General features: G+C 63.6%; 16 protein-coding genes and 1 pseudogene. 9 read left to right on the top strand and 8 right to left on the bottom strand.

Annotated elements, in window-relative coordinates; genetic code table 11:
• The first annotated feature begins 92 nt into the window (after positions 1–92).
• A complete protein-coding gene (locus tag AC1DYJ_RS20100; RefSeq protein WP_477284232.1) occupies positions 93–923 on the top strand; it encodes an alpha/beta hydrolase in 831 nt (276 codons plus the stop codon).
• Positions 924–965: 42 nt separating this feature from the next.
• Here the strand turns inward: AC1DYJ_RS20100 and AC1DYJ_RS20095 are convergent, their stop codons facing one another.
• The 5 genes from AC1DYJ_RS20095 to AC1DYJ_RS20075 are packed head-to-tail and all read right to left on the bottom strand — an operon-like array spanning position 966 to position 6393.
• The gene (locus tag AC1DYJ_RS20095; RefSeq protein ID WP_477284230.1) at positions 966–2171 is read right to left on the bottom strand and encodes a molybdopterin molybdotransferase MoeA; all 1206 of its coding nucleotides are present in this window, start codon (positions 2169–2171) and stop codon (positions 966–968) included.
• Positions 2172–2654 carry a cyclic pyranopterin monophosphate synthase MoaC gene (gene moaC / locus AC1DYJ_RS20090; RefSeq protein WP_477284228.1) on the bottom strand — a complete coding sequence of 161 codons (483 nt, stop codon included), beginning with the start codon at positions 2652–2654 and terminating at the stop codon, positions 2172–2174.
• 2 nt (positions 2655–2656) lie between these two features.
• Positions 2657–3469, bottom strand: coding sequence for an indole-3-glycerol phosphate synthase TrpC (trpC, locus tag AC1DYJ_RS20085; RefSeq protein ID WP_477284226.1), 813 nt, complete (start codon positions 3467–3469; stop codon positions 2657–2659).
• A 4-nt stretch (positions 3470–3473) separates the two neighbouring features.
• Entirely contained in the window at positions 3474–4484 is a 1011-nt protein-coding gene (gene trpD, locus AC1DYJ_RS20080; protein ID WP_477284224.1) for an anthranilate phosphoribosyltransferase, read from the bottom strand.
• 13 nt (positions 4485–4497) lie between these two features.
• Positions 4498–6393: a peptidyl-prolyl cis-trans isomerase gene (locus AC1DYJ_RS20075; RefSeq protein WP_477284222.1), complete on the bottom strand. Its 1896-nt coding sequence runs from the start codon at positions 6391–6393 to the stop codon at positions 4498–4500.
• Positions 6394–6539: 146 nt separating this feature from the next.
• Between AC1DYJ_RS20075 and tpiA the strand changes: the two genes are divergently transcribed.
• The 5 genes from tpiA (at position 6540) to AC1DYJ_RS20050 (ending at position 11830) form a co-directional block, all read left to right on the top strand.
• The gene (tpiA, locus tag AC1DYJ_RS20070) at positions 6540–7310 is read left to right on the top strand and encodes a triose-phosphate isomerase (RefSeq protein WP_477284220.1); all 771 of its coding nucleotides are present in this window, start codon (positions 6540–6542) and stop codon (positions 7308–7310) included.
• Between the two features lie 197 nt (positions 7311–7507).
• Positions 7508–8011: a preprotein translocase subunit SecG gene (gene secG, locus AC1DYJ_RS20065; RefSeq protein ID WP_477284218.1), complete on the top strand. Its 504-nt coding sequence runs from the start codon at positions 7508–7510 to the stop codon at positions 8009–8011.
• Positions 8012–8213: 202 nt separating this feature from the next.
• On the top strand, positions 8214–9323 hold the full coding sequence (locus AC1DYJ_RS20060) for a L,D-transpeptidase (RefSeq protein WP_477284216.1): 1110 nt from the start codon (positions 8214–8216) through the stop codon (positions 9321–9323).
• 156 nt (positions 9324–9479) lie between these two features.
• Positions 9480–11117 carry a CTP synthase gene (locus AC1DYJ_RS20055; RefSeq protein WP_477284214.1) on the top strand — a complete coding sequence of 546 codons (1638 nt, stop codon included), beginning with the start codon at positions 9480–9482 and terminating at the stop codon, positions 11115–11117.
• Positions 11118–11242: 125 nt separating this feature from the next.
• Positions 11243–11830 carry a DUF1697 domain-containing protein gene (locus tag AC1DYJ_RS20050; RefSeq protein ID WP_477284212.1) on the top strand — a complete coding sequence of 196 codons (588 nt, stop codon included), beginning with the start codon at positions 11243–11245 and terminating at the stop codon, positions 11828–11830.
• 110 nt (positions 11831–11940) lie between these two features.
• On the opposite strand, the gene AC1DYJ_RS20045 is transcribed toward AC1DYJ_RS20050, so the two are convergent.
• On the bottom strand, positions 11941–13398 hold the full coding sequence (locus tag AC1DYJ_RS20045; protein WP_477284210.1) for an NCS1 family nucleobase:cation symporter-1: 1458 nt from the start codon (positions 13396–13398) through the stop codon (positions 11941–11943).
• A gap of 357 nt (positions 13399–13755) precedes the next feature.
• On the opposite strand from AC1DYJ_RS20045, the gene AC1DYJ_RS20040 reads away from it, so the two are divergent.
• The gene (locus AC1DYJ_RS20040) at positions 13756–14058 is read left to right on the top strand and encodes a DUF982 domain-containing protein (RefSeq protein ID WP_477284209.1); all 303 of its coding nucleotides are present in this window, start codon (positions 13756–13758) and stop codon (positions 14056–14058) included.
• 181 nt (positions 14059–14239) lie between these two features.
• On the top strand, positions 14240–14398 hold the full coding sequence (locus AC1DYJ_RS20035; protein ID WP_477284207.1) for a hypothetical protein: 159 nt from the start codon (positions 14240–14242) through the stop codon (positions 14396–14398).
• Between the two features lie 94 nt (positions 14399–14492).
• Here the strand turns inward: AC1DYJ_RS20035 and AC1DYJ_RS20030 are convergent, their stop codons facing one another.
• Positions 14493–14915, bottom strand: a complete 423-nt coding sequence (locus AC1DYJ_RS20030; RefSeq protein ID WP_477284205.1) for a hypothetical protein — start codon at positions 14913–14915, stop codon at positions 14493–14495.
• Positions 14916–15013: 98 nt separating this feature from the next.
• On the opposite strand from AC1DYJ_RS20030, the pseudogene AC1DYJ_RS20025 reads away from it, so the two are divergent.
• A pseudogene (locus AC1DYJ_RS20025) lies at positions 15014–15196 on the top strand (efflux RND transporter permease subunit); the annotation flags it as partial.
• 60 nt (positions 15197–15256) lie between these two features.
• On the opposite strand, the gene AC1DYJ_RS20020 reads toward AC1DYJ_RS20025, so the two are convergent.
• Positions 15257–16303, bottom strand: coding sequence for a LacI family DNA-binding transcriptional regulator (locus tag AC1DYJ_RS20020; protein ID WP_477284204.1), 1047 nt, complete (start codon positions 16301–16303; stop codon positions 15257–15259).
• Positions 16304–16373 lie beyond the last annotated feature (70 nt).

Here is a 16373-nt window from a genome sequence, read left to right as displayed (position 1 = left end):
AGCCTAAAATGTTTTTAGGGTGGAGCATTGACGCCGCCTTTGCCGGCGGCCATTCCTGTCGACTGAACTGAAGCCATCCGGGAGGGGTGCAGATGCTCGAACATCGTGTTGCCGATTGGGACAACGCCTACGCCAATGGCGACAACATTGCCGGCAGCAATCGCTGGCCGGCCGCATGGGATGCACCGGCACAGACTTTTCGCGACACGCTGTCGGCCGCGGGGCGGGCCAAGCTAGACATCGCCTATGGTGACAGTGCGCGCAACCGGCTCGATCTGTTTCTTCCCGATGTCATGCCCAAGGGGCTCGTCGTCTTCATCCATGGCGGCTACTGGAAGGCGTTCGACAAGAACGCCTGGTCGCATCTGGCCAATGGCGCCGTCGCCAGCGGCTTTGCCGTGGCAATGCCGACCTACACGCTCTGTCCCGACATACGCATTTCCGGCATCGTCAGGGAAATCGCTGCGGCGATCGGCAAGGCGGCGACGATGGTCGGCGGGCCGGTGATGCTGACCGGGCATTCCGCCGGCGGCCATCTCGCCTCGAGGATGGTGACGACGACGAGCCCTCTGGCCGCCGACGTGGCCGGCCGCGTGCGCAATGTCGTTTCGATCTCCGGCGTTCATGACCTGCGTCCGATCATGCGCACCGGCATGAACGCGACACTGGCAATCGATGAAGCCGAAGCCCTGGCCGAAAGCCCGGCGCTGCTGCGCCCGATGGAGGGCGCACGCATCACCTGCTGGGTCGGCGGCGGCGAGCGGGCGGAGTTCCTGCGCCAGAATGCGTTGCTCGCCAACATCTGGACCGGTCTCGGCGCCATGACCAGCACGGTGGTCGAGTCGGACCGGCATCATTTCAGCATCGTCGACGGGCTTGCCGATCCGGCGCATCCGCTGACGCGGACATTGCTTGCCGAATAGGCCAGTTTTATCAGTAAAATGAGCAGCTTGGGCGCTCGGTCTTCAGCGTAACATCAGCACACTGCAGGTGGCGCCCGCTGCAGCCGCCGGCGCGAAGGGCTCGCGCACGATCAAGCCGTTGGCGTCGGCCAGCATTCTCAGCATCGAGGAATCCTGGATGCCGAACGGCGTCGCCACCAGTGCGCCGGCCTGTTCGCTCACCACGGCGCGCACATAGTCTTGCCTGAGATCATTGGCCGGCATCGCGGCGCCAAGTTGCGCCGGACGGATGTCCTGCCGGTGCGTGCTACCGCCGAGCTGCGCCAACAGCGGCTTCAAGAACAGCTGCGAACAGACCAGGCTCGCCACCGGATTGCCGGGCAGGCCGATGCACCTGATATCGCCGAGACGCCCGAACATCAGCGGCTTGCCCGGGCGCATGGCGAGCTTCCAGAAATCGAGCTTCATGCCTTCGCCGGTCAGCACATCGTGCACGAGGTCGTGGTCACCGGCCGAGGCGCCGCCGAGCGTGACGATGACGTCGGCCTTTGCCGCGACTGCCTTGCGCACCAGCGCCGCTATGTCGGCCTTGCGATCTGCCGCGATGCCGAGATCAAGCGCTTTGGCGCCGACAGACTGCGCGGCGGCCGCAACGCCGTAAGCGTTGGAGGAGATGATCTGATCCGGACCGGGGTCGCGCCCCGGCGGCAGCAACTCGTCGCCGGTGGCGATGATGGCGACCAGCGGCCGGCGCACGACGTTGAGCAGCGGATGATTGGCCGACGCCGCAAGCGACAATGCGGCCGGATCGAGCACGCGGCCTTTTTGCAGGAGCAGGTCGCCTTGCGAGAAATCCAGTCCACGACGGCGGATGTTACGGTCTTTTGCGGTCGGCTCGGTGACCTCGATATGGCCATTGCCAAGGTCGCGGACATTCTCTTGGATGACGATGGTGTCGGCGCCTTCGGGCAGCGGCGCGCCGGTGAAGATGCGGACAGCCTCCGCCCTGCCGACCGAGCCGGCAAAGCCGCGGCCGGCCGGCGCCATGCCGATCACCGAAAGCCGCGCCGGGGCGGCCGCTACATCCTGCGCCCGCGCGGCATAGCCGTCCATGGCGGAGGCGTTGAAGGGCGGCTGGGTGCGCAGCGCCACGACCGGTTCCGCCAGCACCCGGCCGGCCGCATCCGCTAGCGCGACGCTTTCACCCGGCAGCGCGGCAGCGCCGTCCAGCAGGCGCTCCAGCGCCTCGGTCACCGGGACCAGCGCCATTTACGAACCCGCCTTGTAGTCGCCGGACTTGCCGCCGGTCTTTTCGACCAGACGGATACCCGAAATCACCATGGCGCGGTCGGCTGCCTTGGCCATGTCGTAGATGGTCAGGCATGCCACCGACGCCGCGGTCAGCGCCTCCATTTCCACCCCGGTCTTGCCGGTGACGCGGGCGAGCGCGGTGACCCTGAGGCCGGGCAGTGCCGCGTCCGGTTCGATGTCGACCGACACCTTGGTCAACAGCAGCGGATGGCAGAGCGGGATCAGTTCATGCGTCTTCTTGGCCGCCATGATGCCGGCGATGCGCGCGGTGCCCAGCACATCGCCCTTCTTGGCGTCGCCGTCGAGGATCATTTTCAGCGTTTCCGGCTGCATCGAGACAAAGCCCTCGGCGATGGCCGTGCGTGTCGTCTCCGCCTTGTCGCCGACATCGACCATATTGGCCTCGCCCTTGGCGCCGAGATGGGTGAGGGCGGCTGCCATCGTCAGGCTACCTCGGCCGTCGCCTTGCCCGTCAGAAGCAGGCGCGTTGCCGCCGCCACATCCTCTTGCCGCATCAGGCTTTCGCCGACAAGGAAGGTTTCGATGCCGGTCTTTTGCATCCTGAGGCAATCGTCATGGCTGAAAATGCCGCTCTCGCTGACCAGCAAACGACCGCCAGGCACCATCGACGCCAGCCGCTCCGAGGTTTCAAGGCTGGTCTCGAACGTTCTCAAATTGCGATTGTTGATGCCGATCAGCTGCGACGACAGTTTTACCGCGCGTTGCGTTTCGGCCTCGTCATGCACCTCGATCAGCGCGTCCATGCCGAGTTCGAATGCCGTCGCTTCCAGTTCGCTGGCCAGGGCATCATCGACGCTGGCCATGATGATCAGGATGGCGTCGGCGCCCCAGGCGCGCGCCTCGTAGACCTGGTAGGGGTCGAACAGGAAATCCTTGCGCAGCGCCGGCAGCGACACAGCCTTGCGCGCGTTGGTGAGAAATTCCGGCGCGCCCTGGAAGGATGGCGCATCGGTCAGCACCGAAAGACAGGCAGCGCCGCCTTTCTCATAGGCCTGCGCCAGCGCCGGCGGGTCGAAGTCGGCGCGGATCAACCCTTTGGAAGGGCTCGCCTTCTTGATTTCGGCGATCAGGGCAAAGTTGCCCGATCTGCGCTTCGCCTCGAGCGCCCTGAGAAAGCCGCGCGGCGCGTCGGCATCCTTGGCCCGCGCTTTAATCTCGGCCAGCGGTATCAGCGCTTTCGCAGCCGCGATCTCGTCGCGCTTGTAGGCCTCGATCTTGCGCAGAATGTCAGCCACGGGCCTATCCGTTCGAAATCGCCACCAGCCGGTCGAGCACGCCTAGCGCCCGGCCGCTGTCGATGGCTTGTGCCGCCGCCGCCATGCCGTCGGCAAGCGTTGTCGCCTTGCCCGCCACCACCATGCCGGCGCCGGCATTCATCAGCACCGTGTCGCGATAGGCGCCGGCAGCGCCGCCCAGCATGTCGCGCATCGCCTTGGCGTTGTAGGCGGCGTCGCCGCCGCGCAACTCGTCCTTGGTGTGGCGCTGCAAACCGACCGCTTCGGGGGTGAGCGTAAAATGGCGGATCTCGCCGCCGGCCAGTTCCGCAACGTGCGTCTCGCCAGTGGTGGTGATCTCGTCATAGCCGTCGCCATGGACGACCCAGGCGTGGTCTGTGCCCAGCGCCTTCAATGTCTCGGCCACCGGCACGATCCATTCCGGCAGGAACACGCCGACCATCTGGCGGCTGACGCCGGCCGGATTGGACAGCGGGCCAAGCAGGTTGAAGATGGTGCGGGTGCCGAGCTCGACGCGGGTCGGGCCGACATGCTTCATCGCCGGATGATGCGCCGGCGCGAACATGAAGCCGACGCCCGCCTCATGGATGCAGCGGCCGATCGTCTCCGGCGGAATGTCGATCTTGACGCCGAGCGCGACCAGCACATCGGCAGCGCCGGTCAGCGACGACAGGCCGCGATTGCCATGCTTGGCCACCGGCACGCCGCAGCCGGCGATGACGAAGGCGGACGCCGTCGAGATGTTGACCGAGTGCGAGTTGTCGCCGCCGGTGCCGACGATGTCGATGGCGCCTTCAGGGGCTTCGACGCGCAGCATCTTGGCGCGCATGGTGGCGACGGCGCCTGAAATCTCGCTCACCGTCTCGCCGCGTACGCGAAGCGCCATCAGGAAGCCGCCGATCTGGCCGGGCGTCGCGTCGCCCGACATGATGATGTCGAAGGCTTCGCGCGCTTCCTCGAAGGTGAGCGCGGTGCCGGTGGCGACCTTGGCGATATGGATCTTAAGGGCGCTCATGGGGCCAAAACGCTCATTGAGCCAGGGCCTGGGCAACGGCGGCCTGATCGATGCTGACGGCGTATTGCGTCTGCAACTGCGCCACCAACTGGTCGAGCAGATCGTCGGACATGCCTTGCGTGAAGGATTTCTGTGCGTCGTCGGGCACCGAACTGGCGTCGGCACCGGCCGGCTCGAACACTTCGGCCACCTTGAACAGGATCTGGCCTTCGCCGGTGGGCGAGGGGATGAGCCCGGTGCCGCCTTCGCCGACGCCGAACATCGCTGCAGCGCCGTCCTTGCCGAAATCGACGTCGTCGGCCTCGCGCTTGACGCCGCGCTTGGTCTGCTTTTCGAGCTTCAGTTCGCCGGCGATGACGTCGAGTGTGGTGCCGGCCTTGAGGCGTTTGTCGAGCTCATCCGCCTTGGCGGTCAGCCGCTTGGTCGTTTCCTCTGCCGTCCAGTCGGCCACCACCCGCTGGCGAACCTCGTCCAGCTTGCGGTCGCGAGCCGGCGTGATCGATGTCAGCTCGTAGAACACGAAGCCGTTGTTGGTCGTGGTCAGGGCTTGGTTCTCGGTGTTGGGCTCGGCCTCGAACACCGCCTTGATCAGGTCCGGCGATGCCGGCAGGTCCTTGATGATGGTCCCGTCCGGCTTGAGGCCGGTGCGGTCGATGGCCTCGACGGTGACGTCCTTGAGCTTCAGCTTGGCGGCGGCTTCGGCGAGCGTGCTGCCGGCGGCGCGGGTATCTTCGTAATTGTCGTGCACGTCGAGCAGGATGCGGCTTGCTTCACTAAGCGCCAGGTCCTTGCGGATCTGGTCGGACACCTCGGCCAGCGACTTAACCACTTCCGGCTTGATCTCGGTGACGCGCAAAAGCACCGGGCCGAACGTGCCCTGGACGACCGGGCTGACTTCGTTGACGGCAAGCGCGAATGCGGCATCGGCGACTGCCTTGTCGCTGATCTTGTCCTTGGAGAGCGTGCCAAGCAGCGTGTCGGCCTGGGTCTTGCCCTGCGCGATAACGATCTTGTCGAAGGTGGCGCCCGTCTTCAGCGAATCGGATGCCGCCTTGGCTGCGTCCGCCGACGGGAACACCAGCTGCTCGATGGTGCGCATTTCCGGCGTGGTGTAGCGCCCCTTGTTCTTGTTGTAGTCGTCGCTGACCTGTTGGTCGGTCACCGCGCTGATATCCATGATGTCTTCGGGCTCAAGCCGGACATAGGAGAATTTGCGGTATTCCGGCGCCGCGTAGGTCTTCTTGTTGGTCTCGAAATAAGCCTGGAGCACGCTGTCGGATGGCGCCCCGATCGGCTCGACCAGTGCCTTGGGCAAGGTCAAATAGTCGATGGTGCGGTCTTCGCCGCGATAGAGCGCGACTGCCTTGAAGAAGGTGTCCGGCGCCTTGAGGCCGTCCGAAACCGCCTCGACGATCTGCTGGCGCACCGCCACCTGAGCCCGGTTCTTCAGGTAATCTTCCGGCCGCATGCCGAGGTCGCGAAGCCGCGACTCGAACAGCCGGCGGTCGAACTGGCCGTTCGGGCCCTGGAAGGCAGGTTCTTGGCGCGTCAGTTCGGCCAGCCTGTCCTTGGAGAAGCCCAGCCCGAGCTTGCGCGCCTGTTCGTCGAGGACCGCGCCTGACACGAGCTGCGCCAGCACCTGGTTGTCGATGCCATAGGCCGTGGCCTGCTCGCGGCTGATGCGTTGGCCGATCTGCTGCTGCAGCATATTGATCTGGCGATCGTAGGCGAGGCGGTATTCGGTAATCGACACGGTGGTGCTGCCGGCGGTGATGACCGGGTGATGGCCGGCCAGGAAGCCGCCCGCCATGCGGGTGGTGACGCCCCAGGCAATGAAACTCAACCCCAGCAGTCCCAAGAGCGCTTTCGCAGCCCAGGTGCCCGCCGCGCTTCTCAACATACCAAGCATAGTTACTTCCGATTTTTCCGCACTTTTGTGTGCGAGCGAGTCTGAAACAAGCGCAATAGCGCCCTTCCAGCTTACTGTCGATTGCTTTGTGGCCTGATTTTGGTAGGGAGGGCGAGACCCCAATGTTGCCCGGAGATCCAGATCCCATGACGCCAGGAATTCGACCGCTCGTTGCCGGCAACTGGAAAATGAACGGCACCAGCGCCTCGCTGAACGAGCTCAGGATGATCGGCAACGGGTTTATGAGCGGGCTCGACGCCGAGACGGAAGCCCTGGTCTGTGTGCCGGCGACCTTGCTGTCGCGCGCCGCCGAAATCCTGTCGCGCACGCCGGTGCGGGCCGGTGGCGAGGATTGCCATATCAAGGAAAGCGGCGCCTTCACCGGCTGTGTCTCGGCCGAGATGCTGAAAGATGCCGGCGCCAGCCACGTCATTGTCGGCCATTCCGAATGCCGCGAACAGCGTGGCGAGGACGATGCGACTGTCCAGGCGAAGGCGTCTGCCGCGTGGCGGGCCGGGCTTGTGGCCATCATCTGCATTGGCGAGACCAAAGCCGAGCGCGAAGCGGGCGCCGCGCTCGAAATCTTGTCGCGCCAGGTCGCCGGCTCGGTGCCGCCTAGCGCGACGCCAGCCAACACCGTCATCGCCTACGAACCGGTATGGGCGATCGGCACCGGCCTGACGCCGACGGCCGACGACGTGGCCGAGGCGCATGCGCATATCCGCGAAAAGCTGTCGGAGGGACTAGGCGCCTCAGCGGCAGGCAAGGTCCGCATCCTCTATGGCGGCTCGGTCAAGCCGTCCAATGCGGTCGAGCTGCTCGGCGTCAAAAACGTCGACGGCGCGCTGGTTGGCGGCGCCAGCCTGAAAGCAGCGGATTTTCTCGCCATCGCCGAAGCCTACCAGAATATCGCGTAGGCCCCGAAATCTCGTTGCCGACCAGTTCCGTCGCCGACTTATGAAACGCCGCAGCGCGGCCGAAATCGTTGCAAAGGGCGCATTGCTTCCCATATTCCGGCCACGGGCTTGGAAATGCCGTTAAAGCATTGTATGGAGCCGCCTCCAAATCACCGGCCCTGATCGCCAGGGAGCGGCAGGGCTTGCCAGGATAAAATATGGAAACCGTACTGATCGTCATCCACCTCATGGTCGTGCTCGCCCTTGTCGGCGTGGTGCTGCTGCAGCGCTCCGAAGGCGGTGGTCTCGGCATTGGCGGCGGTTCCGGTTTCATGACCGCGCGCGGCGCCGCCAATGCGCTGACGCGGGCGACGGCAATCCTGGCCGCGGCTTTCTTCGTGACGTCGCTGACGCTCTCGATCGTTGCCCGCTACGGCGAAAAGCCGATCGACATTCTCGATCGCGTGCCGGCCGACAGCGGTAACGGCGTGCTCAACCAGTTGCCCGGCACGACGCCGCCGGCGCCGCCTGCCGGCACCACCGCACCGGCTGCGCCCTCGGGCAATGGCGCTGCCACGACGCCGCCTGCGACCGCGCCCGCCACAGCCCCGGCGACGGCTCCCGCCACTGCTCCGGCGACATCGCCTGCGACCGATTCGGCTACGCCGCCGGCTGCCAACGGCGTCACCTTGCCGGTCACGCCACAGGTTCCGAACCAGTAGTCTGATAGGGTCAAATGCCGCGATCTGTTGTTGTTTCAACACAGTCGCGGCAAATGGCACACGATCACGAAGATTCGACCCCGCCTTCCGCTTGAGGCCCCTCCGGCACTTCGATTATAGATTGCGCGCGGCACTTTCTGCGCCCTTGGGGGGCGCCGGGCGACGCCGTGGGCAACAAGCATTGAACGATCGGATCTTCGCTATGCAGCTTCGCAGCTTCATTCTCATGGGGTTTTGTGCCGTATTCGGCATGAGCTCCGCGGCCTTCGCCGGCACTCCGGCAATGACCTCACCGCAGGCGGGTGGCAACACCGCTGTCATCAACGTCGCCGCCAAGAGCGATGCGGCGCAGCTGAAGCTTCTCAAGAAGAAGAAAAACCCGAGCTCGGATGATCTGGCTCAGATCAGCAAGCTCGAAGACAAGATTGCCGCCGACAAGGCGGCAGCCGGCGCCAAGGCGCTCGAGGCCCGCAAGCTGGCCTTGCGCGAGGCGGCGAAGGCCAAGGCCGACGCCCAGCGCCAGGCATTCCTGGCCAGCAAGGGCAAGCCGGTCGAGGTCGCCGACGCCAAGCCGTCCAAGAAGACCACCAAGATCATCTCGCCAGTTGACCCGATCGCGCCGATCGAGTCGGCCGAACCGCTCCCGGCCGAAGCGATGAACGTCGCGCTGACCGGCAACAATGGCGAATTGCGCAGCGAGGCCCCTGGCCAGAAGCCGAGGAGCGGCGGGCTCTTCGCCGGCCTGTTCGGCGGCACATCGTCTGCCTCGTCGATTGCCTATCTTCCCGAGACGCGCGCTCTCGATCAGGCGCTCGCCAAGCGCGAAGCCAAGAAGCAGTTCAAGGTGAAGCCGGAATTCGTGCCGCAGGACGTCGAATTCAGCGGTTATGAGCCGGGCACCATCGTCATCGATACCAGCGCACGCCGCCTCTACCTCGTCGAATCGGCTTTCACCGCCCGCCGCTATGCCATTGCGGTCGGCCGCGAAGGCCTGCAGTTCAAGGGCACGGTTGCGGTTGGCGACAAGCAGGAATGGCCGCGCTGGATCCCGACGCTCGACATGCAGAAGCGCGAGCCCAAGCACTACGGCCAGTACAAGGACGGCATGCCCGGCGGCGGTCAGAACCCGCTCGGCGCCCGCGCCATCTATCTCTATGACGGCAAGAAGGACACGCATCTGCGCATCCACGGCACCATCGCGCCGCAGTCGATCGGAACCAGTGCCTCCAATGGCTGCTTCCGCATGATCAACGAGCACGTCATGGACCTCTACAGCCGTGTGCGGGTCGGCACCAAGGTCGTCATCATCTGACGTTCTTCCAATCCTGCCGAAAGGGCCGGCTTCTGCCGGCCCTTTTGTTTTGACTGAAAAACTACAGTCTCGACCCTCGGGACTATCGCGCCTTCTCTGGAAAAAGCCTCAGCGGCGGTTTTTTCTCTGGCGGAATCAATTCGGCCGCGTTAAGCGATGACTCCCATGGCGCGATATGTATTCATCACAGGCGGCGTGGTTTCCTCACTTGGAAAAGGCATCGCTGCAGCGGCCCTTGGGGCTCTCTTGCAGGCGCGAGGCTATCGCGCACGCATCAAAAAGCTCGATCCCTATCTCAATGTCGACCCCGGCACGATGTCGCCTTACCAGCATGGCGAGGTCTTCGTCACCGATGACGGTGCCGAGACCGATCTCGACCTTGGCCATTACGAGCGATTCACCGGCCGCTCGGCCAACCAGCAGGACAACATCACCACCGGCCGCATCTACAAGAACATCATCGAGCGCGAGCGGCGCGGCGACTATCTCGGCGCGACTGTCCAAGTCATTCCGCACGTCACCGACGAGATCAAGCATTTCGTCCTCGACGGCAATGACGACTACGACTTCGTGCTGTGCGAGATCGGTGGCACCGTCGGCGACATCGAGGCGATGCCGTTCCTGGAAGCGATCCGCCAGCTCGGCAACGACCTGCCGCGCAACAACGCCGTCTATGTCCACTTGACCTTGATGCCCTACATCCCGACGGCCGGCGAGCTGAAGACCAAGCCGACCCAGCATTCGGTCAAGGAACTGCGCGGCATCGGCATCGCGCCCGACATCCTTTTGGTGCGCGCCGACCGCGCCATTCCCAAGGAAGAGCGCAGAAAGCTGTCGCTGTTCTGCAATGTGCGCGAGAGCGCGGTCATCCAGGCGCTCGATGTGCCGCACATCTATGACGTGCCGATGGCCTATCACAAGGAAGGGCTTGATTCGGAAGTGCTGGCCGCCTTCGGCATCGATCCGGCGCCGAAACCGCGCATGGAGCCCTGGCAGGCGGTGTCCAATCGCATCCACAATCCGGAAGGCGAGGTCACCATCGCCGTCGTCGGCAAATACACCGGCCTCAAGGACGCCTACAAATCGCTGATCGAGGCGCTGTCGCATGGCGGCATGGCCAATCGCGTCAAGGTCAAGCTCGACTGGATCGAAAGCGAGATCTTCGAGAAGGAAGACCCGACGCCGTGGCTGGAAAAGGTGCATGGCATCCTGGTTCCCGGCGGCTTCGGCGAGCGAGGCTCGGAAGGCAAGATCCTGGCGGCCAAATTCGCGCGTGAGCGAAAAGTGCCGTATTTCGGCATCTGCTTCGGCATGCAGATGGCCTGCATCGAGGCGGCGCGGTCGCTGGCCGGCGTCCAGCATGCTTCGTCGACCGAATTCGGCCCGACCGACGAGCCGGTGGTCGGCTTGATGACCGAATGGCTGAAAGGCAACATGCTTGAGAAGCGCCGCGAAACCGGCGATCTCGGCGGCACCATGCGGCTCGGCGCCTATCAGGCCGAGCTCGCCAAGGGCTCGAAGATCGCCAACATCTATGGCGACACGCAGATTTCAGAGCGCCATCGCCACCGCTACGAGGTCAATATCGACTACAAGGCACAGCTTGAGGAGTGCGGCCTGGTGTTTGCCGGCATGTCGCCTGACGGCGTGCTGCCGGAAACGGTCGAATACCCCGACCATCCCTGGTTCATCGGCGTGCAATATCACCCGGAACTGAAGAGCCGTCCGCTCGAGCCGCATCCGCTGTTCGCCAGCTTCATCTCGGCCGCGGTGGACCAGTCGCGACTGGTATAGCTGCTGCTAGAGCGTTTCACCGTTTCACGGAAACGGCGAACCGCTCTATCTCTTTGTTTTTACGCAATTCCCGACGGAAAACCGCACACACTTTTCCTGGAATTTGCTCTAGGGGTTCGCATCTGATGCAGACCTATGTCGCGCTGCTCTACAGCATCATCCTCGGCGAAGGGCGCCGGCTGGTCATGGCCGACCTCAAGGCGATGGCCGAGGGCCTCGGGCTGAAGAATCCTCGCACCTTGGTGGCGACCGGCAATCTGGTCTTCGAGGCGCGGGCTACGGATGTCGCCAGGCTGGAACAGCGGCTCGAAACGGCCTTCGAAAAGACCTTCGGCCGCCACGTCGTCATCATTGTGCGTACGGCCGAGGACTGGCTGAAGCTTGCCGCCGGCAATCCATTCCCGGCCGAGTCGGCTGAAGCTGGCGATCAGGTGGCGGTGCGGATCATGCGCACGCCTGCGCCCGCCGATTCTGTCGCGGCGCTCCAGGCCTATGCGGCCGAGGATGAGAAGGTGACTTCTACCGGCGGCGACATCTGGGTCGTCTTCTCGCGCGAGCGGCCAAGCTCGCGGCTGCTGGCTGCGATGAACCACAAACGCATGGGCATCGGCACCGCGCGCAACTGGAACACGGTGCGGAAGTTGGCGGAAATGGTGGGTGGGGTCTCTCCTTCTCCCCTTGTGGGAGAAGGTGTCGCCGAAGGCGACGGATGAGGGGTGTTCCAGGGAAGCAAACGCCTCATTCCGCTGGAACACCCCTCATCCGTCTTGCCGCTTCGCGGCAATCCACCTTCTCCCACAAGGGGAGAAGGGGAAGCCGGCGTTTATGCCTTCGCCGTCTTGGCACCCGCACCCAGTGCCGCCGTGCGCAGCACGTAGTAGATCGCGCCGGCAATCGCCACGCCGAAGAACCAGCCATAGACGCCCCACCAGGCCGGCAGCCAGTTGGTGAAGTTGGGCAGGATCGACGAGAAGATGGCGCCAATGCCGGCGGCTATGAAGGCATTGACGTGCCAGCCGCCCTGGAAGCGGAACTCGCCTTCCTCGCGGTAAAGCGCCTCGACATCGACCTCGCCCTTCCGGATCAGATAATAGTCGACCATCATCACGCCGAAGATCGGTCCCATCGTGGCGCCGATGATGCCGACGAAATGCGCCGCACTGCCATCCCACGGCGCGAACGGATAAAGCAGCAGCGCGATCACGGCTGCGATATAGCCACCCTTCTTGAAGTCGATCTGGCGCGGGAAGACGTTGGAGAAGTCGAAGGCCGGCGAGACGAAGTTGGCGACAACGTTGATGCCGAGCGTGGCAACCGCGAAGGTCAGGGCCGCCAGTGCTGCCAGGAACCAGCTGTCGAACTTGGCCGAGATCTGGTCGGGATGCAGCAGCACCTCGTGGTAGACGTCATAGGCAGCGATGGTGGTGACGCCGGCGACCAGCGAGAACAGGATCAGGTTCACCGGCAGGCCCCAGATGTTGCCCTTGCGCAGCGCAGCCTTGTCCGGTGCGTAGCGGGCGAAGTCGCAAAAATTGAGATAGAGCGCCGAGAAATAGGTCACCCAGATCGCTGCCACCCCGAACAGTGCCGTCCACGACCCGGGATCGCCCGGAATGCCGGCATCGGCGGTCTTTTCGCGCAACACGTCCATCGGAATATCACTGGTGAAAGCGAAGCTTCCTGATTTGATGCAGAGATATATCGCCAGGAGCAGCATCATCACCCACACCGCAGGTCCCGCCCAATCCTGGAAGCGGCGCACTGTCTCCATGCCCTTCTGGATGATCAGGAGCTGCAGCGCCCAGATGACGACGAAGCAGATCACCTCCAGGGTGGAATGGCCAAGAAGATGCGAGGTCTGGTTGAACTCGTTGAACCATGGCAGCCGCGTCAGAAGCGCCACGATGGCGCCGGAGGCCGCGGCCGTCTGCGCGCCGTACCAGAAGCAGGCGACGATGGCGCGCACCAGGGCCGGAATGTTGGCGCCCCAGATGCCGAAGGAGGCGCGCGCCAGCACGGGGTAGGGCACGCCGGTCTTCACGCCGGCATAGCCGACCATGTTCATCAGCACATAGATGATCAGCGAGCCGATGCCGATGGCGATGATGAAGTTGACGAAGCCGCCGCAAAACAGAAACAGGCTGGCAGCGAGGTAGTAGCCCCACAGGCTGTGGACGTCCGACGTCCACACGTTGAAGATCGAGAATGGCCCCCAGTTCCGCACCTTCGCCGGAGCGAGGTCCTCATTGTACAGGCCAGGCGATGCGCCTTGTATTGTCACGGTGTAATCCTCCCCTTTTGCCGAACGCACCACCATGCGTTGGCCGCGCAGGTTAGGCCTGACGCAGGGGAACCGGCAAGCAACCCATTTGCCGGCTTTGACCTTAAAGATATTCAATGAGAATCGCGCTTATCGATTGGCTTTCGTCGGAGGTCGGCGGCGCTGAGTCGCTTCGGCGAGCGGTCGCGATCAGGAGCGAATTGGATCAGCCCACCGTTCGAAAGGCGGAGCCGAAATGGCTTCGGATCAGAGCTGCGCAGATTTTTTGCATGGAGATCGATTTTTGCGGGAACCAAATGGCCGCCCGCGAATTTCATAGGGTTGGTTCGCACTGCGGCCGACCAGGGAGAGAACAAAATGGACCGCTTGCATTTCTTTACGCCGGTGCGCATTGCGCGCGGGCAGGGACACCCCGTCGAGGAAGTCGACAGCGTTGCCGAAGCGATGGTCTTTCTACAGAAATGGCCGTTGGGACGGCGTGGACCGGTCTACCAATGCGCTGTGAATTGCTGCTCCGCAGCCTTGTCGGGCCGCATGTCGGCCGAAGAAGCCAGGAAGGCGTTTACGGGCTTTGCCCGCATCACCCGCCTGCTCGACGACGACATGGCGCTACCGATGGGCGGGGAAAGCATGGCCGAAGTCTACGAGTTGAGGCGCTAGGGCCTGGCCCAGCCATTTTTGTGATTGAACGCCTGTGCCGTTGTGGCCCGGGCCGACGTTTTTTGCGCCAGCGTATTCCGGACCGCCCCTTCACCTCACGGGCTACACTGTGCTTTCATGCCGCGCGTGACCGGTGGTTGATCACCAATCCACGGACGGTCCGCACGTGGAGGGGCAGACATTGCCGAGACTGATCCTGGGAACACTCGGCGCTATCGTCATCGCCCTCATCTGGGCGGTCCTTGCCAGTTTGATGGGTGCGCCATCGATCGTGATCACGGTCGGTGCGGTCGCCATAGGGGCCTTCGTCTACACCTACGTCGATAGACGCTCGAATTGAGCCAAACTGCGCTCCATAGCGCCGTTTGCCGGTAGGGGCTTCGTATCCGCTTTGCGGCCGGACCAGCAACGACCGATAGTCCGGCCGAGTTCTTCTATGCAGGGATCAGGACGGCAATGCGGTGCACGCCGACCACTTTGCTTGTGTTGGTCGCCTCGTCGGTCTTGCCCTTGGCGCACGTATACATGTCGCCTTCCTTGAGCTTGAATTCCTTGTCCACTTTCTTGATCGTAAATGCACCAGCGGTGATCGTGCAGACCATGTCGTTGTCCATCATCATTGCCGGAGCGTGTGCGCCGGGTTGAAAGACCACGTCGACAATTGAGATGCTCTTATAGGCGGGAATGTCGGCGTTGCCGGTGCCGACCTCAACCACCCTGACACCCGGCGCAATCTCCTTGCCATCCTTCGGCCCGTATTTCTTGGTCTTGGCAGATGCCGCCAAGGTAAACAGAGGCGTTACTGCTGCGGCCGTCATACCGAGCGCAATTGCAGACCTGCGATTCATGGTTCTCATCGCGTCCTCCCATATCGGCCACGCACAAAGGTGCATGGCAAAGGTATATTAGCACAAACGAATGTACTTGTATGCGAAGCGCAAGAGGACTCGCGGCGGGCTCGGAGGTCATGCAGCGGATCGCCGTACCGATGATTGGCGGCATGATCTCATCGACCTTGCTGACGCTGCTGGTGATCCCGGCGGTCTATGGCCTGGTCAAGGGCTGGCAGCTGCCGCGTGCCGCTGTCAGGCCACCCAACATCGTGAGGGTAGAAGCTCTGCCGCTAGCTGCCGAGTGAAGAGGTCGCTTACCGCCACGCCCTCTGCCAATCGAGGGTGGCGGTGCCCTCCCGATGCCCTCACAAAGGCTTTTTCCGCACCGGGCCAACGGTGGCGCGTTCGACCAGGCGCACGCCGATGTTGATGCGCACAATGTTTGCGCCCGGGTCCGCGATGCGTTTCATCAGCATCTGTATGCCGGCGCGGCCCAGTTCGAGACGGTCGATGCGGATGGTCGTCAAGGGAGGGCGGCTATGAAGGGCAACCGCGATGTCGTCGAGGCCGATGACGGAAAAATCGTCGGGAACCGAGAAACCGCTGCTTTGCAGCGCCTGCATGACGCCCAGCGCCACGATGTCGGTACTGCAGAAAAAGGCGGTTGTATCGGCCAGGCCGCCTTCCTGCAGCACTTGGCGAATAACCTGCTGCGTTTGTGATTCCTGGACGCCGAATTTGGACAGGTCCAGGACATGGCGCTGCGGATCGAACCGGATGCCGGCTTCCTCGAGCGCAACCCTGAAACCCTCGAGCCGGCGGCGCAAGGACAGGCGGTGTGGCAGTGCGACATGAACGATCTCGCGATGCCCGGCGCTCAACAGGCGCTGCGTCGCCAGCCAACCCGCCGACCAGTTGTCGGGCAGGACGCTGTTCAGGCGCATCGTGCGGTCCATGCCGTTGATGAGCACGGCCGGCAGCTTGCTGGCGATGATCCGCTCCAGCGCCTCCGGCTGGTCAAGGCCGATCGCGACGACCGCTCCGGTCTTGCCCGCCTTCAGCAACTCCTCCACCTCGGCCACCACCGAATCGAGAGAAATCAGGCGCACGTCGATCTTGAGCGAATGGGCGGCCGCCTCGTCCAGAGCGCCACGGATGACGTCCTCGTAGAACTGCGAGCGTGAATAGAATTCCGCCGGCATGAGCATTGCGACGCTGTCGACACCTGCTCTGTGCAGCGACCGTGCGGTCTTGCCCTGGTAGCCGTAACGCTCGGCAATATCGAGGATCTTGCGCCGGCTCTCCTCGCCAACGCCGCTCCTGTTGTTGAGAACCTTCGAAACGGAAGCCACCGAAACGCCAGCCGCATCGGCAATGTCGCGAAGGGTAGGGGCGTTGGCTTCGTCGTCCATCAGGAATGTTGCTTCCGATGCTGCGTTTGCTGAATTCCTGACTGTCGTGCCGGCAGGTTACTGCTCATGG

It is taken from the genome of Mesorhizobium sp. P2_B11 (assembly GCF_056404855.1).
The sequence above is the reverse complement of the archived record's forward strand: the minus strand, read 5'-3'. Positions and strand labels throughout refer to the sequence as shown.

What these genes read in the sequence shown, in the direction of transcription:
- AC1DYJ_RS20100 (WP_477284232.1), top strand. Translation starts at nt 93, where the DNA reads ATGCTCGAACATCGTGTTGCCGATTGGGACAACGCCTACGCCAATGGC.
- AC1DYJ_RS20095 (WP_477284230.1), bottom strand. Translation starts at nt 2,171, where the DNA reads ATGGCGCTGGTCCCGGTGACCGAGGCGCTGGAGCGCCTGCTGGACGGC.
- moaC (WP_477284228.1), bottom strand. Translation starts at nt 2,654, where the DNA reads ATGGCAGCCGCCCTCACCCATCTCGGCGCCAAGGGCGAGGCCAATATG.
- trpD (WP_477284224.1), bottom strand. Translation starts at nt 4,484, where the DNA reads ATGAGCGCCCTTAAGATCCATATCGCCAAGGTCGCCACCGGCACCGCG.
- AC1DYJ_RS20075 (WP_477284222.1), bottom strand. Translation starts at nt 6,393, where the DNA reads ATGCTTGGTATGTTGAGAAGCGCGGCGGGCACCTGGGCTGCGAAAGCG.
- tpiA (WP_477284220.1), top strand. Translation starts at nt 6,540, where the DNA reads ATGACGCCAGGAATTCGACCGCTCGTTGCCGGCAACTGGAAAATGAAC.
- secG (WP_477284218.1), top strand. Translation starts at nt 7,508, where the DNA reads ATGGAAACCGTACTGATCGTCATCCACCTCATGGTCGTGCTCGCCCTT.
- AC1DYJ_RS20060 (WP_477284216.1), top strand. Translation starts at nt 8,214, where the DNA reads ATGCAGCTTCGCAGCTTCATTCTCATGGGGTTTTGTGCCGTATTCGGC.
- AC1DYJ_RS20055 (WP_477284214.1), top strand. Translation starts at nt 9,480, where the DNA reads ATGACTCCCATGGCGCGATATGTATTCATCACAGGCGGCGTGGTTTCC.
- AC1DYJ_RS20050 (WP_477284212.1), top strand. Translation starts at nt 11,243, where the DNA reads ATGCAGACCTATGTCGCGCTGCTCTACAGCATCATCCTCGGCGAAGGG.
- AC1DYJ_RS20040 (WP_477284209.1), top strand. Translation starts at nt 13,756, where the DNA reads ATGGACCGCTTGCATTTCTTTACGCCGGTGCGCATTGCGCGCGGGCAG.
- AC1DYJ_RS20030 (WP_477284205.1), bottom strand. Translation starts at nt 14,915, where the DNA reads ATGAGAACCATGAATCGCAGGTCTGCAATTGCGCTCGGTATGACGGCC.
- AC1DYJ_RS20020 (WP_477284204.1), bottom strand. Translation starts at nt 16,303, where the DNA reads ATGGACGACGAAGCCAACGCCCCTACCCTTCGCGACATTGCCGATGCG.